General features: G+C 69.7%; 17 protein-coding genes. 13 read left to right on the forward strand and 4 right to left on the reverse strand.

Features of this window, described 5'->3' with window-relative positions; genetic code table 11:
• Positions 1–126: 126 nt before the first annotated feature.
• From FBZ89_RS04020 to FBZ89_RS04060, 9 genes are all read left to right on the forward strand, one after another.
• Positions 127–3303: a ribonuclease E/G gene (locus tag FBZ89_RS04020; protein WP_145748735.1), complete on the forward strand. Its 3177-nt coding sequence runs from the start codon at positions 127–129 to the stop codon at positions 3301–3303.
• Between the two features lie 214 nt (positions 3304–3517).
• Positions 3518–4177, forward strand: a complete 660-nt coding sequence (pncA, locus tag FBZ89_RS04025; protein ID WP_145748736.1) for a bifunctional nicotinamidase/pyrazinamidase — start codon at positions 3518–3520, stop codon at positions 4175–4177.
• Positions 4178–4384: 207 nt separating this feature from the next.
• Positions 4385–5104, forward strand: a complete 720-nt coding sequence (locus tag FBZ89_RS04030; protein ID WP_145748737.1) for a glycosyltransferase family 2 protein — start codon at positions 4385–4387, stop codon at positions 5102–5104.
• 3 nt (positions 5105–5107) lie between these two features.
• On the forward strand, positions 5108–5443 hold the full coding sequence (locus FBZ89_RS04035; protein ID WP_145622524.1) for a lipid-A-disaccharide synthase N-terminal domain-containing protein: 336 nt from the start codon (positions 5108–5110) through the stop codon (positions 5441–5443).
• A gap of 15 nt (positions 5444–5458) precedes the next feature.
• Entirely contained in the window at positions 5459–7270 is a 1812-nt protein-coding gene (locus FBZ89_RS04040) for an ArnT family glycosyltransferase (protein WP_145748738.1), read from the forward strand.
• The gene (locus FBZ89_RS04045) at positions 7267–7941 is read left to right on the forward strand and encodes a phosphatase PAP2 family protein (protein ID WP_145748739.1); all 675 of its coding nucleotides are present in this window, start codon (positions 7267–7269) and stop codon (positions 7939–7941) included. Before FBZ89_RS04040 ends, FBZ89_RS04045 begins: the two co-directional genes overlap by 4 nt.
• Positions 7942–7962: 21 nt before the next feature.
• Complete coding sequence (locus FBZ89_RS04050; RefSeq protein WP_088873137.1) at positions 7963–8430, forward strand: RidA family protein; 468 nt, start codon at positions 7963–7965, stop codon at positions 8428–8430.
• Positions 8431–8516: 86 nt separating this feature from the next.
• Positions 8517–9740: a GNAT family N-acetyltransferase gene (locus tag FBZ89_RS04055; RefSeq protein ID WP_145748740.1), complete on the forward strand. Its 1224-nt coding sequence runs from the start codon at positions 8517–8519 to the stop codon at positions 9738–9740.
• The gene (locus FBZ89_RS04060; RefSeq protein ID WP_145748741.1) at positions 9737–10477 is read left to right on the forward strand and encodes an alpha/beta fold hydrolase; all 741 of its coding nucleotides are present in this window, start codon (positions 9737–9739) and stop codon (positions 10475–10477) included. The genes FBZ89_RS04055 and FBZ89_RS04060 overlap by 4 nt, the downstream gene beginning before the upstream one ends.
• Here the strand turns inward: FBZ89_RS04060 and FBZ89_RS04065 are convergent, their stop codons facing one another.
• On the reverse strand, positions 10478–11251 hold the full coding sequence (locus tag FBZ89_RS04065) for a sulfite exporter TauE/SafE family protein (RefSeq protein WP_145748742.1): 774 nt from the start codon (positions 11249–11251) through the stop codon (positions 10478–10480).
• A 102-nt stretch (positions 11252–11353) separates the two neighbouring features.
• Positions 11354–12121: a LuxR family transcriptional regulator gene (locus tag FBZ89_RS04070; protein ID WP_186457186.1), complete on the reverse strand. Its 768-nt coding sequence runs from the start codon at positions 12119–12121 to the stop codon at positions 11354–11356.
• A gap of 130 nt (positions 12122–12251) precedes the next feature.
• Here FBZ89_RS04070 and FBZ89_RS04075 point away from each other — a divergent pair, with 130 nt between their 5' ends.
• A complete protein-coding gene (locus FBZ89_RS04075; protein WP_145748744.1) occupies positions 12252–12854 on the forward strand; it encodes an acyl-homoserine-lactone synthase in 603 nt (200 codons plus the stop codon).
• Positions 12855–12867: 13 nt separating this feature from the next.
• On the forward strand, positions 12868–14214 hold the full coding sequence (locus tag FBZ89_RS04080; RefSeq protein ID WP_145748745.1) for a cytochrome P450: 1347 nt from the start codon (positions 12868–12870) through the stop codon (positions 14212–14214).
• 6 nt (positions 14215–14220) lie between these two features.
• On the opposite strand, the gene FBZ89_RS04085 is transcribed toward FBZ89_RS04080, so the two are convergent.
• Both FBZ89_RS04085 and FBZ89_RS04090 read right to left on the reverse strand, forming a co-directional pair.
• Positions 14221–15447: an SAM-dependent methyltransferase gene (locus tag FBZ89_RS04085; RefSeq protein WP_145748746.1), complete on the reverse strand. Its 1227-nt coding sequence runs from the start codon at positions 15445–15447 to the stop codon at positions 14221–14223.
• A gap of 13 nt (positions 15448–15460) precedes the next feature.
• Positions 15461–16351, reverse strand: coding sequence for a DUF1365 domain-containing protein (locus FBZ89_RS04090; RefSeq protein WP_145748982.1), 891 nt, complete (start codon positions 16349–16351; stop codon positions 15461–15463).
• A 237-nt stretch (positions 16352–16588) separates the two neighbouring features.
• Here FBZ89_RS04090 and FBZ89_RS04095 point away from each other — a divergent pair, with 237 nt between their 5' ends.
• Together FBZ89_RS04095 and FBZ89_RS04100 are read left to right on the forward strand one after the other, a co-directional pair.
• On the forward strand, positions 16589–17215 hold the full coding sequence (locus tag FBZ89_RS04095; protein ID WP_246172026.1) for a sigma-70 family RNA polymerase sigma factor: 627 nt from the start codon (positions 16589–16591) through the stop codon (positions 17213–17215).
• Positions 17212–17910 (forward strand): ChrR family anti-sigma-E factor, encoded by a 699-nt coding sequence (locus FBZ89_RS04100; RefSeq protein WP_145748748.1) that lies wholly within the window; start codon positions 17212–17214, stop codon positions 17908–17910. The genes FBZ89_RS04095 and FBZ89_RS04100 overlap by 4 nt, the downstream gene beginning before the upstream one ends.

The raw sequence follows: 17910 nt of genomic DNA on the forward strand, positions 1-17910 counted from the left end.
AGCGCCGTTTCGGGGTGTTCTTTCCTCGGCGGCGATGGGGACCCGATGCTTCGGCACTAAACGGTGGCACACCGGTAAGCCCGTTCGTCGCGCGGGCCGGCCGTCTCTGTGCCATGAGGATAAAAAATGGCCAAGCGTATGCTTGTCGACGCCACGCATCCGGAGCAGACCCGGGTCGTCGTGGTCAATGGTAACAAGCTGGACGAGCTTGATTTCGAAATCGCCAGCCGGAAACAGCTGAAGGGCAATATCTATCTTGCCAAGGTGATCCGGGTGGAGCCGTCGCTGCAGGCGGCTTTCGTGGAATACGGCGGCAACCGCCACGGCTTCCTCGCCTTCTCCGAAATCCATCCCGACTACTACCGCATCCCGGTCGCCGACCGCGAAGCCCTGCTGCGTGAGCAGGAGGAGCTGGAGCGCGAGCGCGAGGCGATGGAGCACGAGGAGGAGGAGGCCCTGCACGCGGCGGAGCACCCGCCCCTGCTGGAAACCGGCGCCTCCGCCGTGAGCTATGAGGAAGGCGAGGCCGCCCCCGCCGCCGCTTATGAAGCGGTGGCCGACGAGGTCGGTGCGCATGAGACCGTGGCCACCGACCTGGTGGTGCCGGAGGGTCATCCGGAAGATGCCTACGTGCCCCCGGCCCAGCCCCTGACCATTGAGCAGCCCTACATCACCGAGGAACTGCCGGCAGCGCACGCCGCCACCGGCGACGCCGATGGCGAGACTGCCGAGTACACCGAGGGTGCCGAATTCACCGAAGGCGACGCCGAGGACGACGTCGAAGATGGTGACGAGGGTGAAGAGGGCGAGGCCGCCGAGGGTGAGACCCCCGAGGGCGAGAACGCCCGCCAGGGCGGCGACCGCCGCCGTCACCGCGGCCGCCGGGGCCGTCGCGGCCGCAACGATCGCGGCGGGGATCGCGCCCCGCAGGAGAACGGCCACCATGGCGAGGCCGCGCACGCAGACGAGGAGGGCGAGGAACGCCGCCGTCCGCGCTCGCTGCGCTCCTACAAGATCCAGGAAGTCATCCGCCGCCGGCAGATCCTGCTGGTGCAGGTGACGAAGGAAGAGCGCGGCACCAAGGGCGCCGCCCTGACCACCTACCTGTCCCTGCCCGGCCGCTACTGCGTCCTGATGCCCAACACCCCCCGGGGCGGCGGCATCAGCCGCAAGATCACCAACCCGCAGGACCGCAAGCGCCTGAAGGAGTTGCTGGAAGAGCTGGACATCCCGAAGGGCATGGCCGTCATCCTGCGCACTGCGGGCATGGAACGGTCCAAGCAGGAGATCAAGCGCGACCTCGAGTACCTGATGCGCCTGTGGGACAACATCCGCGAGCAGACCATGCAAGCGGTGGCGCCGGCGCTGATCTACGAGGAAGCGAACCTCATCAAGCGGTCCATCCGCGACCTGTACGCCAGCGACATCGACGAGGTGCACGTGGAGGGTGCTGCGGGCTACCGCACCGCCAAGGACTTCATGCGCATGCTGATGCCCAGCCACGCCAAGAAGATCCAGCCCTACACGGATGACATCCCGCTGTTCCACCGTTTCCAGGTGGACAACCAGATCGACGCCATGTTCAACCCGGTGGTGCAGCTGCGCTCGGGCGGGTACATCGTCATCAACCAGACGGAAGCCCTGGTCGCCATTGACGTCAACTCCGGCCGCGCCACCAAGGAGCGGAACATCGAGGAGACGGCGCTGCGCACCAACCTGGAGGCCGCCGAAGAGGTGGCCCGCCAGCTGCGCCTGCGCGATCTGGCTGGCCTGATCGTCATCGACTTCATCGACATGGAGGACGGCCGCAACAACGCCGCCGTCGAGAAGCGCCTGAAGGAGGCCATGAAGGCCGACCGGGCGCGCATCCAGCTGGGTCGTATCTCGCCCTTCGGCCTGATGGAGCTGTCGCGCCAGCGCCTGCGCCCGTCGCTGCAGGAAATCAACTTCGAGCGCTGCCCGCATTGCGAAGGCACCGGCATGGTGCGCTCGCTGGAAAGCGCCGCCCTGGCGGTCCTGCGCGCCATCGAGGATGAAGGCATCCGCCGTCGTTCCACCGAGATCACGGTGACGGCCGCCAGCTCGGTCACGCTGTATATCCTGAACCAGAAGCGCGACGCCCTGACGGCTATTGAGCGCCGCTACGGCTTCCGCGTCTTCCTGTCGGCCGACGACAGCCTGGTGCCGCCGGACCACCGCCTGGAACGCATTCGCGCCCGCACGGCCGCTGACGACCAGCCTGCCGCCGCCGTGAGCGCCGAGCGCATCTACGCCGAGACCGACCGTGCGCTGGAGCACGTGGACGAGGTGGAGGACGAGGTCGCCGAAGACGAGATCGAGGAGGCCACAGCCGAGGCCGCCAACGGCGAAGGCAATGGCCAGGATCGCCGCCGCCGTCGACGCCGCCGTCGTGGCAGTGGCCAGGACCGGTATGAAGGCGCGCCGCAGCCGCAGGCCATGGAAGCGGCCGAGGGTGAACAGCCCAACGAAGACGAGGCCGATCTGGCCGTTGGCGAGGAAGCCGACGGCGAAGGCGCCGACTCCGCGGAGGCGGCCGAGGGTGATGACGCCAATGGCGAGCGCAAGAAGCGCCGGCGCGGCAAGCGCGGCGGTCGCCGTCGCGGCCGTCACGGTGTCGAAGGTGCTGCCGAGGGTGAGGATCATGAAGGTGGTGCCGAGGGCGAGGACGCTATCGGCACCGAGGGCGTGACCATCTCTGCCGAAGGCGAGGCCGTGCCCGTGCCGGCCACCGAGCCGGTGGAAACCACCACCGCGGACGCTACCTCGGTGGACGCGCCGTCCGCCGAGGTGCTGGTGGCCGAGACCGCCCCGGTCGAAGCGGCCCCCGCCGCCGAGCCGGTCGCGGAGGAGGCACCCGCCAAGCCCAAGCGCGCCACCCGCAGCCGCAAGAAGGCCGCGCCGGTGGCGGAGGAGACCCCCGTCGCCGACGCCCCGGTGGCTGAGGCCGCCCCGGTCGAAGCGGTCCCGGCCGCCGAGCCGGTCGCGGAGGAGGCACCCGCCAAGCCCAAGCGCGCCACCCGCAGCCGCAAGAAGGCCGCCCCCGTGGACGCCCCGGCGGACGCTCCGGCCGCTGAGCAAGCGCCGGTGGTCGATGCGCCCGCAGCCGACACGGCGGTGGCCGAGCCAACCGCCCCCATCGTGGCGCCAGAGCCCGTGGTGGCGGAGCCCGTGGCCGAGGCCGCGCCTGCGGAGCCGGCCACCCCGGCAATCCACCCTTCGGTGGAGCTGAACCCGGCGGTGGAGCAGCCCAGGAAGGGCTGGTGGAACCGTATCCTGAAGTAGGCCTCTGCTGGACAGAGGGCCTAGTGCCATAATCCTAAAAGAATCAGCCCTCCCGAACTGCGGTTCGGGAGGGTTTTTTCATGTACGATGTGTTTCAGTGAATGGGTCCCCCGTGTGAAGGCGACGACGCCCTTGGGCACGATGTTCACTGAACGCCATCCCGCGACACGCCCTTCTCGCGGAAATCGCCCTTTTTTAACGCTAGGTCGTCCTCATGCACACTGACACCGATGCCTTGATCCTGATCGATATTCAGAATGACTTCTGCCCTGGGGGCGCCCTGGCGGTTGAGGACGGCGACGCGGTGGTGGGGCCGGCCAACGACTTGGCAGCCCATTTCAACACCGTGATCCTGACCCAGGACTGGCATCCGGCCGGCCATCGCTCCTTCGCCAGTGCCCATCCCGGGCACCGGCCCTATGACATGGTGCAAATGCCCTACGGCCCGCAGATGCTGTGGCCCGACCATTGCGTCCAGGGCTCCGCCGGCGCGGCGTTCCACCCCGGGCTGGCGCCGGCGGTGGAGAAGGCGCAGCTGGTGGTGCGCAAGGGCTTCCGCCCCCACATCGACAGCTATTCCGCCTTTTTCGAGAACGACCGGGTGACGCCGACGGGCTTGGCCGGCGCCCTGCGCGAACGCGGCATCCACCGCATCTATCTGGCCGGGCTGGCCACGGATTACTGCGTGGCCTACTCCGCCACCGACGCCGCCCGCCTGGGCTTCGAGGCCTTGATCGTGGAAGACGCCTGCCGCGCCATCGACCTGCATGGCTCGCTCACCGCCGCCCGCCGTGATTGGATGGCGGCCGGCGTGCGCAGCGTCAGCGTCGCCGATGTCCTGGCCCTGGCCACCCCCCTGGCCTCGGTGGCCTGACCGACCCTCCCTCACACGCCGTGAGGTCCCGGGGCGGCGCCGTTCAAGGCGCCCCGCCGCAGGGTACCCCTGCCCTATGCGGTCGGCGGGACAAGGCCGCCCTTGTTGACGCTGGCGGCAATCTGTAGCTTTCTGACCCAAATGATCCGGACCGCCTTCGCCGGGCGGCGGCCCGGCCTATTTTTATGCCCTTCGTGCCCCGAGGTGATGGGTTTGCGCTACACCATCCTGATTTCCGTCCTGAACGAGCAGGGGAACATCCTGCCGCTGCTGGAAGAACTGCAAGCCGTCGCTCCCTACCCTGGGGACTATGAGGTCCTGTTCGTTGACGACGGCAGCACGGACGACACGCCGGATGAGCTGCAGCAGGCCAAGGCCAAGTATCCCTTCGTGCGCGTCGTGCGCCACGGCAAGCGGGCGGGCAAGAGCCGCGCCATCCGCACGGGCTGCCATGCCGCCAAGACCGACTGGATCATGATGGTCGATGGCGACATGCAGAACGATCCCCGCGACATCGCGCCCATGCTGGCGGCGGTGGAACGGGACGCGGAGGTGAAGGTGGTGTGCGGCATCCGCCGCCGCCGCGACGACACCCTGGCCAAGAAGCTCACCTCGCGCCTGGGCAACGGCATCCGCCGCGCCCTGCTGCGCGACGGATGCCCCGACACCGGCTGCGGCTTCAAGCTGGTGCACCGCGCGGCCATGCTGGAACTGCCACAGTTCGACGCCGTGCACCGCTTCATCCCCACGGTCGCCACCTACAGCGGCTGGAAGATGGCCAATGTGCCCATCAATGACCGCAAGCGCCACGCCGGCCGGTCCAAGTACACCAACATCGGCCGCGCCTTCGTCGGCTTCTTCGACCTCTTGGGCATGCTGTGGATGCTGCGGCGAAACACTATGCCCGGCATGGTGCGGGAGGTCTGACCCATGGTGTGGGACCACGTCGCGCAGTTCCTGATGCATTGGTGGCAGGAAGCGCTGGGCAAGAACGGCTGGATCGCCGCCTTCGGCCTGTTCGGCCAGGCCATGTTCATGTCGCGCTTCATCGTGCAGTGGATTTCCAGCGAGCGCGCCGGCCGCAGCGTCGTGCCCGTGACCTTCTGGTATTTCAGCCTGGCGGGTGGCGCCCTGGTGCTGCTGTACGGCCTGTTGAAGCCCGACCTGGTCATCATCGCCGGCCAGCTGCCCGGCCTGGTGGTCTATGCCCGCAACCTGCACCTGATCCATAAGCACAAGCGCGCCGAAGCCGCCGCCGCGACCTGACGGGACGCCCGATCGATGAACGACACCTTCCGCCCCGCCGTCCTGCGGCCCGTGCACTATGTCATCCTGGCGCTGCTGGCGCTGGCGACCTTCCTGCCGGGCTTCACCACCATCCCCCCCTTCGACCGGGATGAGAGCCGCTTCGCCCAGGCGACGCGGCAGATGCTGGAAACCCGCGACTTCGTTTCCATCCGCTTCCAGGATGAGGCGCGCAACAAAAAGCCGGTGGGCATCCATTGGCTGCAGAGCGCCACGGTCACGGCGGTGCAGGCCGTCACCGGGGAGCATGACCCCGAGACCACGCCCATCTGGGCCTACCGCCTGCCCTCGCTGATCGGCGCCGTCGCCGCCGTGCTGCTGACCGCCTGGGCGGGACAGCTGCTGTTCGGCGCCACCGCCGGCTTCGGCGCCGCCCTGCTGATGTCCGTCTGCGTGCTGCTGAGCGTCGAGGCGCGCATGGCCAAGACCGATGCCGTGCTGCTGGCCACCGTGGTGGCCGCCATGGGCGCGCTGGGCCGCATCTACCTGGACCGGCGCAAGCCCATGCCCCCCACCTGGGGCCTGACGCTGACCTTCTGGATCGCCCTGGGCGTGGGCATCCTGATCAAGGGGCCGGTCATCCTGCTGCCCGTGCTGGGCAGCATCATCACCCTGGGCTTCGCCGACCGCGACTGGTCCTGGCTGAAAAGCCTGCGCCCCCTGCCCGGCCTGGCCATCGTGCTGGCCATGGTGCTGCCCTGGGCCGTCCTGATCGCCATCGCCACCAAGGGGCAGTTCTTCGCCGACGCCATCGGGCACGAGTTCTTAGGAAAAGTGAATTCGGGCCAGGAGAAGCATGCCGGCCCGCCCGGCTATTACCTCATCACCTTCTGGCTCAGCTTCTGGCCGGGCAGCCTGCTGGTGGGCCTGGGCGCCGCCTGGGCCTGGCGCCGCCGCCATGACGACGCCGTGCGCTTTTGCTTGGCCTGGATCGTCCCCACCTGGCTGATCTTCGAGGCGGTGGCGACCAAGCTGCCCCACTACGTCCTGCCCACCTTCCCCGCCCTGGCCTTTCTGGGCATGGCGGCGCTGCTGTCGCGCATCGACGCCAAGGCGGCGGCCGAGAAGGCCGCCAACCGCAACGTCCCCCGGGAGGAACGCCGGCGGCCCCCGCTGGCCGGCCGCATCGCCCGCTGGGCCGTCATCGTCCTGTACCTCGTCATCACCGGCGCCCTGGCCGTGCTGGGCGCCGGCGCGCCGCTGCGGCTGGAGGGCACCAACCTGCCGGCGGGCTTCGTCGCCGGCGGCCTGGCGCTGGCCACCGGCATCGCCTTCGTGGTGCTGGAGCGTATCGGCTGCCTGAAGCGGCTGACCCTGGGTGTGGCGGCCGGCGGCGCCCTCAGCATGGTCACCATCCTGGGCCTGGTCATGCCCAGCCTGAAGGCCATGTGGCTGAGCCCCGCCATCGCCCAGGCCGTGGCCGACCACCGCCTGTGCCCCACCACCGTCCTGGCGGCCTCGGGGTATACGGAGCCCAGCATGGTGTTCCTGGTGGGGACCAAGACCAAGCTGGGTGAGCCGGATATGGTGGCCAACCACCTGGCCGACGATCCCGGGTGCGCCCTGGCCCTGGTGCGCGACAAGGAAGAGCCGGCCTTCGCCGCCCAACTGGCCGCGCGCGGCCTGTCGCCGGAACTGATCAAGCATTTCCGCGGCTTCAACTATTCCCGCGGCAACTGGGCCAACCTGGCCCTGTACCGCGCCGGCGCGCCGGTCAACGCCCCGGCCCAGCCGCCGGCTGAACAGCCCGCAGCGGAACAGCCGGCCGCGGCGACGCCGCAGCCGTGAACCGCAGGACGTTGATGGCCTGGGCGGGCTTCCTGGTGCTGGAGGCCGGCCTGGTACTGTGGATCGACCGGCCCTTCACCCGGTGGGCAGTCGATTTGCCATCCTGGATCAGGGCCCTCAGCCATCACCTGACGCAGGCGGGCGACAGCCTCTACAGCCTGGTGCCCTTGGGCCTGGCGGCCATCGCCCTGGTGACCGCCCGCGCCCAGGCGGAGGGGCCGCAACGCGAGCGGCTGGGACGCTGGCTGGGGGCGGTGGCCTTCGTCTTCCTGGCGGTCGCCCTGTCCGGCCTGGCGGTGGACGCCGTCAAGGCCGTGGTGGGCCGACCCCGGCCGGTGGTGTTCCTGACCGAAGGCGCCATATGGCCCCAGCCCTTCCACATGGGCTTCCGCTACTATTCCTTCCCCTCGGGCCACGCCGACACCCTGGTGGCGCTGGCCCTGTCGGTCGGCGTCCTCTGGCCGCGCGGGCGGCTGGGGTTGCTGGCGCTGGCCGCGGCGCTGGCCACCACCCGGCTGTGGGTGGGCGCGCACTATCCATCCGACGTGCTGGGGGGTGCGGCCATGGCCGTGCTGACCACCCGGCTTTTACGCGATAGCTTCACACGCCGCGGCTGGCTGCCGGCGCCGGATGGCGCTATGGTCCGGCCCCAAGAACCGTTTCAATCGTAACGAACCCCAGTGGAGGACACCATGGCCGGCCGTATCGACGCCCGTCTGAAAGAACTCGCCATCGAACTGCCGACCCCGGCCATCCCGGTGGCGGCCTATGTGCCGGCCGTGCGCACCGGCAACACCCTGTTCCTGTCCGGCCAGGTGACCTTCTGGAACGGCGAACTGCGCTGCGTCGGCAAGCTAGGCGACAATTTCACCGTCGAGCAGGGGCAGGAAGCCGCCCGCCTGTGCGCGCTGAACCTGATCGCCCAGGCCAAGGCCGCCCTGGACGGCGACCTGGACCGCGTGGTCCGCGTGGTGAAGCTGGTGGGCTTCGTCAACTCCACCGCCGACTTCACCGACCAGCCCAAGGTCATCAACGGCGCCTCGGAAACCTTCGTGCAGGTGTTCGGCGATGCCGGCCGCCATGCCCGCTCCGCCGTGAGCGCCGCTTCGCTGCCCCTGGGCGTGGCCGTGGAAGTGGAAGCGATCCTGGAAGTGGCCTGAAGCCGCATACCTGTTCGCCCGCCCTTGTTAAATGCCCGTCGGCACCCGACTATTTACGTCGGGTGCCGGTAGAGCGGGGTAGCGTGATGGCGGATGGAAGCAGTGATTGGACGGCCGGCCTGAAGGTGGCCGTGGCCCCGCGTATCAGCGCACTGGACGCGGTGGATTGGGATCGGCTCGCGGCCAGTGACGCCTATCCCGCCCATCCCTTCACCCGCCACACCTTCCTTCGCATCCTGGAGGACAGCGGCTCCGTCGGGCGCAAGACCGGCTGGCTGCCACAGCACCTGACGGTGCGCGACGCCCAGGGCCGCCTGGTCGGGGCGGCGCCCATGTACCTGAAATCCCATTCCTATGGCGAATACGTGTTCGACCAGGGCTGGGCCAACGCCTATGAACGCGCGGGCGGGGAATATTACCCCAAACTACAGGTCTCAGTCCCCTTCACGCCCGTGACCGGGCCGCGCCTGATGGCGGATCCCGCCTGTCCCGATCCCGATGGCGTGCGCCGCCTGATGGTGGCGGCATTGCGCGCGGCGGCGGTGGACAACAAGCTGTCGTCCGTCCACGTCACCTTCCCCACCCCGGAAGATAGGACCGCGCTGACGGGCGCCGGCTGGCTGGATCGCCACGGCATCCAATACCATTGGGAAAACCGGGGCTACCGCGACTTCGCCGATTTCCTGGGCGCCTTCAGCAGCCGCAAGCGCAAGGCGGTGCGCAAGGAGCGCCAGGCCGTGGCCGACAGCGGGGTGGAGGTGCTGACCCTGACCGGCGCCGAGCTGAGGGAGGAGCACTGGGACGCCTTCTTCCGCCTGTACAACGCCACCAGCGACCGCAAGTGGGGCTGGGCCTACCTGACGGAGGATTTCTTCCACCGGCTGGGGACGGAGATGGCGGACAGCGTCGTTCTGGTCATGGCCCGCGATCCCGCCCGACCGGACGCGAAAGGCCGCCCCGCCTGGGTGGGGGGTGCGCTGAACCTGATGGGCGATGACACCCTGTACGGCCGCAACTGGGGCTCGGCCGGGGACTATCCCTTCCTGCATTTCGAGGCCTGCTATTACCGCGCCATCGAGTTCGCCATCGAGCGCAGGCTGAAGCGGGTGGAGGCCGGCGCGCAAGGGGAGCACAAGGTGCAGCGCGGCTATCTGCCCGCCACCACCTACAGCGCCCACTACATCGTCGACCCCGCCCTGCGCCGCGCCGTGGCCGATTTCGTGGAGCGGGAACGGGAAGGCGTGGCCGCCGACATCGAGACGCTGATGACCGAAAGCCCCTACCGCCAGGGCGACGGCGGATCCGAATGAATCAGGTCCACCGGCTGTCCGTGGGCGCCCACGGCCTGAGCGTCCTGGCCGCGGGGCCCGATCCGGTGGAACAGGCCGCCCGGCCCATCATCATGGTGCACGGCACGCCCGGCAGCGCCGGCGGCTGGCGCTGGTTCCTGGGGCATGGCCCCCAGGGGGTGTCGCTGCTGGCACCCGACCGGCCCGGCTTTGGCCGCAGCGAACCGAAACAGGCGCTGATCGGGCTGAAGGCGCAGGCCGGGCGCCTGACGCCGCTGCTGTCGCTGAACCCGGCCAATCCGCCGGCCATCCTGGTGGGCCATTCCATGGGTGGCCCGGTGGTGGCCCGCCTGGCCCTGGACCAGCCCCACCGTGTGGCGGCACTGGTGCTGGTCGCGACCTCCTTCGATCCGGACCTGGAACACCAGCACCCGCTGCAGCCCTGGGCGGACCAGGAGCCGTGGCGCCGCCTGCTGCCCCGCCCCCTGCGCAATGCCAACCGGGAACTGTTGACCATCGTGCCGGAGCTGCGCGCCCTGGCGCGCGACCTGGGCCAGGTGCGCTGTCCCGTCGTCATCCTGCACGGCACCGCCGACCGGGAATCGCCCTATGGCAACGTCGCCTACCTTCAGCGCCACCTGAGCCATGCCATGGTGGAGGTGCGCACGCTGGAGGGGGCCGGCCACTTCCTGCCCTGGACCCGGCGTCGCGACGTGCTGGCCGCCATCGAGCGGGCGCGGGCGCTGTGCGCCGCCTGATCAGAAGGGCGCCCGGTCCAGCACGCCGAAAGCCAGGCTGAACAGCAGGGCGGCGTTCAGCAGCATGAGGGGCGGGGTGATCCAGGCGGCCAAGCCGGCGAACTGCCGCCCCACGGCGCGCCCCGCCACTGCCACGGTCATCAGGCTGGGCACCGTGCCGACGGCGAAGGCCGCCAGCACCAAGGCGCCACCGGCGGCGGAGCCGCTGCTGACCGCCGCCGCCAGGGCGGCGTAGACCATGCCGCACGGAATGAAGCCCAGCAGCACACCCAGGAAATAGCCGTTGAGGCCGCGCGGATCGGCGAACAGCCGACGCAGGGGCCGCGCCAGGAACGCCGTCAGGCGGGCGGCCCCCGCCGTCCCCAGGCTGAACCGCCCCGCCGGAACCAGGCGCAGCAGGCGCGGCGCCACCCGGCCCAGGCCCGCCAGGCCCTGGCGCAGGAACAGCAGCGCGGCGATTCCCAGGAACAGGGCCAGCAGCCAGCGATATTCCGTCGCCCGCACCACCAGGCCGGACAGGCCGCCCGCCACCGCGCCCAGGGCGGCGTAGGTGGTCAGGCGCCCCAGATGATAGGGCAGCAGCAGGGCGCCGCCGGCCCGCGCCAGCGCCGGGCCGGACGCCTCACCCGCGGCACCCACCTGGGCCAGCACGAAGGGGCCGCACATCCCCACGCAATGGCCGAAGCCACCAGTCAGGCCCGCCATGAACACGGCGGCCATCAGCGCGGGCAGGCTGAGAGGGGCGGATTGTAACAGGGACAGATGGTCGTGCATCGGGCGATGTCCGGATCAAGATCTGCCTCCAGCCATAAACCATGCGCCGGCCGCATCACTTGATCCGGATCAGTTGAAACGCGTTTTTGCGGGCACCCGGCCTTACGGCGCGATCAGCCGCAGCTGCACCGCCACCGCGATGGCGTGGTACTTGCTGTGTACCCCCAGCTTGCGCATGGTATTGGTCAGGTGGAATTCCACGGTGCGGTCGGAAACACCCATGATGTCGGCCGTTTCCGCCCGCGTCTTGCCTCGGCAGGCCCACACCAGGCATTCCCTTTCCCGGTCCGTCAGCGAGGGCGGGGCCAAGGGCGGCAAGGCCACCTCCCGGCGCAGGTTCAGCGCCCGCTCATGATAGAAGGACCCGGCCAGCCGCAGCCAGGCGGGCCGGTGTTCCGGCCGGTCCAGCAGATCCGGTTCCTGGCGCCAGAATAGGCTGATCAGGGCGGAAGCGGGGAAGCCGTGGCCATCCACCGCATGCAACGGCAGCACGAAACCCTGGCGGTAGCCGAAGTCGCGGGCGATATCCATGACCTGCCGCGCCCGGTTGCGCGCCCCCCGGCCACCGCCCTTGGCCGGCCGGAATTCCGGAACATCGGCCCAGGTGAATGGGGCGTTGGTGGTGGCGGCCCGGTTCACCACCGGGTCGTACCCCAGAAGATCCTCTGCCAGATAGGTCTCTAGAAAATCCTGCCGTAACGACGTTTGGTAGAACGGTACAGGCTCTTCGGCAATCGGCAGGCGCCGCACGTCAACGTAGCTGGCGGCGTCGAAGCCCAAATCAGCGACCTGTCTGTCCAGGGCGGTCTTCAAAGCGTCCAAGGTTCCGGCGGACGTGAAGGCCGACAACATCTCCTCGATCTCTCGCATGGCCATCTCTTCATCGCGGGTGGATGCCTCGACACAGCCGGCGCGAGGGGAATACCTCGGCATATGCCCAGCTTTTTCGAAGCCCCTAACGATGTCGTACTGACCTCGGAAAAACGGGCGGAGTTGGACCATGTCATCGTTGCGCGTCGTGAATTTCTCAGGCCCGGACTCGCCGGAGCTGCTGGCCCAAGCCTGGCGGTTGCGGCACCGGGTTTTTCGTGAAGGCTTAGGCTGGGACGTGGCCTCGGTCGATCTGCTGGAGTTCGACGGATTCGACCGGAAGGCCTGGCACTGCGCGGCCCTGCAAGCGGGCCGCATGGTGGGCTATTGGCGGGCATTGCCCACCACCGAACCCTATCTGCTGGAACGCGACTTTCCCATGCTGCTGGGGGATAGACCGGCCCCCCGCGCCCCGGACATTTGGGAAATCAGCCGCTTCGTCATTTGCCCCGACGTGGCCAACCGGCGTGACGTGGGCAAGGTGCTGGTGCAAGCCATCGGGGCCTTCGGCGTGGCGCGCGCCGCCAACCGCCTGATCGCGGTGGTGGAGCCAACCTTCGGCCGCTTTGTGCGCCTGTGCGGCCTGCCGGTGACGGAGGAGACCAACCCCGTCCATGTCGGCCAAGGCCACAAGGGCGACATCCACGCCGTGATCATCGCCCTGGACGTGCCGGCCTACGCCACCAACCCCTCATCCCGGACCACCGCCGGCGCCGACCCGCGCGCCGCCTGACGGAGACCAACCCATGAGCTTCATCACCAACCTGCGGCGCGCCGTGCTGGGCGACCTGCCCGATTTCGCCGCCGACCCCATCGGCTTCGTCGAGCGCCACGGCATCGGCGCCGATGTTCCCGTGGCCCTGCGCCTAGGCCCCAAGCCCGCCTTCCTGATCAGCCATCCGGCGGGCTTCCAGCGCGTGCTGGTGGAAAACCGCGACGCCTATGGCAAGGGGGCGGAACAGGCGCGGCTGCGCCCCCTGTTCGGCGAGGGCATGGTGACCGCCAGCGGCCCGCGCTGGGATGCGGCCCGCCAGGCCGCCAAGGCCGCCTTTTCGCAAAGCCGCCTGAATCACGGGCTGGAGCTGGCCCTGTGCGTGCTGGCGCGGGAAGCGGCGGGCCTGGCCCAGAGCAGCGGATCGGAGATCGATCTGCACGGCCTGATGGGCCGGCTGACCATGCGCATGGTGATCGCGGCCTTGTTCCATGAACGGCTGGAGGACGAGGCCGCGGCCGACGCCATCTACCGGGCGGGCTGCGTCGCCCACCGTCATCTCAGCCTGTCCATGTGGCGGCTGGTGGATCTGGATATGTACCTGCCCACGCGGGAGGGCCGGGCCTTCCGCGGCGCCATCGCGGAAATGGAGCGCCAGATCGCCGGCTTCGCCCAGGCCCCCAAGGGCTTTCTGGCGGCCTTGCACCCCCTGGTCGCGGAGTATGGCCCCGCGGTGATGCGGGATGAGGCCATCACCGCCCTGGTCGCGGGATTCGAAACCACGGCCACCGCCGGCTGCTGGCTGGCCTACGCCCTGGCCCGGCGACCGGATCTGGCCGCCTGGCTGCGGCAGGAGGTGGAGGAGAGGCTGCCCGCCGACGGGGAGCTGCGCCCCGGCCTGCTGCGCGAGCTGCCCCGCACCCGTGCCATGGTGCAGGAGGTGCTGCGCCTTTACCCCAGCGCCTGGTGGTTCGCCCGCACGGCCTTGGCCGACGACGTGGTATCGGGTGTGGCCATCCCCAAGGGCGCCTCGATCCTGCTGTGCCCCTGGGCCCTGCACCGCCAGCCTGACCAGTGGGCGGACCCGCTGCAGCTCAATCCCGCCCGCTTCCTGGAGGGCACGCCCTTGTCAGGAAAAAGCGGGCCGGACAAGTTCGCTTACGTGCCCTTCGGCGCCGGCCCGCGCACCTGCATCGGGGCACAGCTGGCGACGGCGGAGCTGACGGCCCTGGCTGCCATGCTGGTCACCACCTTCGACATCGAGGCGCTATCCGGGCCGCTGGCGGCCCAAGTGCCGGAGGGCGGCATCACCCTGGGCGCCCCCCGCGCCGGCATGAAGGTACGCCTGACGGTGCGCGAACCCCTGCGCAAGGTGGCCTGACGGCCCTCAGGCGCCAGACGCCGGAACCAGGCGATAGAGCCCGACATCGATCACGCCGGCGCGGAATCCCGCCTCGCAATACGCCAGATAATAATCCCATAGCCGGCGGAAGCGGGGCGGGAAGCCCTGGGCCTGGATGTCGGCCCAGGCGGCGTGGAAGCGGCGACGCCATTCCGCCAGGGTGCGGGCGTAGCTGTCGCCGAAGGTTTCCGCCCCGTCCAGTCGCAGGCCGGCCGCCGCCGCCTCCCGCGCCAGGCGGCCGGGCGGCGGCAGCATGCCGCCCGGGAAGACGTGGCGCTGGATGAAGTCGACATTGCTGCGGTAATGCTCAAAGCGGGCGTCGTCGATGGTGATGACCTGCAGCACCGCCACCCCGTCATCGGACAGGCGCTGGCGCAGCGTCCGGAAATACAGCGGCCAGTAGCGCTCCCCCACCGCCTCCAGCATTTCGATGGAGACGATGCGGTCATAGGTGCCGGTGACGTCACGATAGTCCTGTAGGCGCAGATCCGCACGGCAGCCCAGATCGGCCTGGATCAACCGGTCCTGCGCCGCCGCCAGCTGGGCGGGCGACAAGGTCAACCCGGTGACGTGGCAGCCTTCGCGCGCGATCCGTTCCGCCAAGCCGCCCCAGCCGCAGCCGATCTCCAGCACCCGTTCCCCGCCGCTGAGGCCCAGCAGCTGGACGATGCGGTCCAGCTTGACCGCCTGCGCCGCCTCCAGCGATTGACCGGGTGACGTATAGAGGGCGGAGGAATAGGCCATGCCCTGGTCCAGCCAGCAGGCATAAAAATCGTTCCCCAAATCATAATGGGCGATGACGTTGCGGCGGCTGCCGGCCCGGGTGTTGGCGCGGCCACGATGCAGCAGCCGGTTCACCATGCGGGCCAGCGGCGTGCCGGCCATGGCGCCGTCCAGCCGGGAGATATTACGCGCCGCCAGTTCCAGCAAGGCCGGCAGGTCGGGGCTGGACCAATCGCCATCGGCATAGGCCTCGGCGAAGGCGATGTCGCCGCCCAGCGCCAACCGCCGCGCGGCGCGCCAGCGATGTAGTTCCAGCACGCCCTCGGGCCCAGGCTGCGCCGCCCGCCGCGTCAGCCGGGTGCCGTCCGGAAACCGCACCGTGATCTGCCCCACCGCCAGCCGCGCCATCATGCGCGAGATCAGGGCGGCAGGCAGCCGTTGCAGGGACGGGGGTGAGGCCACGGGGGTGGGAGAGACGTCCAATGACATGGGTGGTGAAGTCCTACAGGCCAGGGTCGGCGGGGGTGATGGCAGGGGTGACGGCAGGGGTGACGATAGTGACGGACCGGGGCGGCGGCGGCGGGCTGGACCGGAAGCCGACCCCCTTCAGCCACAGCTTCAGGGCCTGCCAGTGGATCGCGGCCATCACCTTCCAGGTCAGCAGCGGCTGCGCCGCCCAGGCCAGCAGGACGCCGGCATCATCCAGCGCCAGGCGCCGCCCGCTGAAGCAGGCGGACAGGATGGGCGCGGACCGCCCGTCCCGGTCATCGCCAGGGCGCACCTGGATGGCCACGGTCAAGCCCTCGGCAGGCGGCGACACGCGGAACTCATAACGCGCGTCCATGTCCAGGAAGGGGGAAACGTGCAGATGTTTGGTGCAGTGCTGGCGCACCACGCCGCCGGCGGCAGCCCGGGCGTCCAAGGGGGGTGCCACGGGGATGACGTAGCTATGCCGCAGTCCGAAGGTGTTGTTCACCTCATGTACCAAGGCACAGAGCGTGCCGTCGCGGCGATGGCAGAAATAAACGCTGATGGGGTTGAAGACATAGCCCAGGACGCGGGGCATGCACCACAGCCGGATCGCACCCCCGTCGTAGCCGGCGCCGGCCTCGGCCAGAAGCCCCGCCACTTGATCCGCCAGGGGCCGGCCGGAACCGTCCCCGTGATCGGCGTCATGAAAGGACAGCAGGTTGAAACCGTTGTGGGAGAAAAACCGGAGCCGCAGGTGCAGGGCCGGCAGTTCATCCAGGTCCAGCAGCATGGACCAGACGCGATAACGCAGGTGGTGGCGGCGCGGCCAAGTGCGGCGGTGAGCCACCCAGCCCCGGTAGAGGGCGCTGGGGCCGGATATTGGGGCGCCGGGTTTCCCCGCATCCGCCAAGTCCGCATCCATATCCAACCTTGGGTCCGACATCCGCCCCGTGCCTCCCACGCCTGGCAGTAAAAGCTTGCGATCCCTATACGCGCCAGGATGAGTGCTGGATCAGTCGATACAGCGGCTGATCCAAATCCGCCGTGGTTCGTATAGAGTGACATGCATGACGCCCGCACCCTTCGAACCGCATCACCCCGCCGCCGGCCATCGGCCGGCCGGCCTGGTATGTCCTGGGCTCGGCCGGGAGACAGCCGCGTGAGCGGCGGCGGGGATGGTATCCTGCCGGAAGGCCGCGCCACGGCCGGCGCCACCGCTGGCACGGTCGTGTTGGAGGATGTGCACGCCCGCCACCTGCGGGCCATCGCCGCGCAGGGCGACCGCGCCGCGTTCTCGGCCCTGTTCCGGCACTACGCCCCCCGCATCAAGAGCTACCTCCTGACCACCGGCCTGCCACCCATGGAGGCGGAGGAGCTGGCGCAGGAGGTCATGCTGACGGTCTGGCGCAAGGCCGCCATCTTCGACCCGTCCCGCGCGCGGGCCGCCACCTGGATCTTCACCATCGCCCGCAACCTGCGCATCGACGCGGCCCGCCGCAGCCGCGCGGCGGACGCCGCCGTGGCGCAGGAAAGCCTGACGCCGGCGGAACCGGAGCCGGCGGACGACCTGTTGTTCGCGGCGGAGGCGGCGGACCGCCTGCGCGCCACACTGGATACCCTGCCCCCGGATCAATTGGCGGTCGTGCGGCTTTCCTTCTTTGAAGACGCGCCGCACCCGGACATCGCCCGCCGCCTGGGCATTCCGTTGGGGACGGTCAAATCGCGCCTGCGCCTGGCCATGGCCCGGCTGCGCGGCGTGATCGATCCCGGGGGGGCCGAACGATGATCGCCGCCATGCGCCCACCCCCTTCCCCGCCCCACCCCACCCACCATCCCGACGTTGACCTGCTGTCGCGCCACGCCGCCGGCACCCTGGCCGACGGCCCCGCGCTGGTGGTGGCCACCCATCTCGACTTCTGCCCCATCTGCCGCCACCAGATGCGGGCATGGGAAGCGCTGGGCGGCGCCCTGCTGAACAGCCAACGTCCCGTGGCGCTGGCCGATGACGCGCTGGAGCGCACGCTTGCCCGGCTTGATGGCGCCCAGCTTGATGACGCCCGCCTGGAGGGGAAACGGCCGCCTGCGGACGTGCCCGCCCTCGACCCCGATCCGGTACTGCCCCCCGCCTTGCGTCGCCAGCGCCTGGGGCCCTGGCGGTTCGTCGCACCCGGCATCCGGGGACGCGCGGTCCGGGTCGACCCTACCCAGGGCTACAAGGTCATGCTGTTCCGGGTGGCGGCGGGCATGGCCATACCCATGCACGGCCATCGGGGCCAGGAATACACCTGCGTCGTCGATGGCGCCTTCAGCGACGTCTTCGGCCGCTTCGGCTCCGGCGACATGGCGGCGGTGGATGCCAGCGTGGATCACCAGCCGCTGGCGGAGCCGGATGGCGATTGCCTGTGCCTGATCGCCGTGCGCGGCCGGCTGCGCATCCACAGCCTGCTGGGCCGCCTGGTCCAGCCGCTGGTCGGGCTCTGA

Origin of the sequence: Nitrospirillum amazonense (assembly GCF_007828045.1) — a bacterium.
Lineage (GTDB): Bacteria > Pseudomonadota > Alphaproteobacteria > Azospirillales > Azospirillaceae > Nitrospirillum > Nitrospirillum amazonense_C.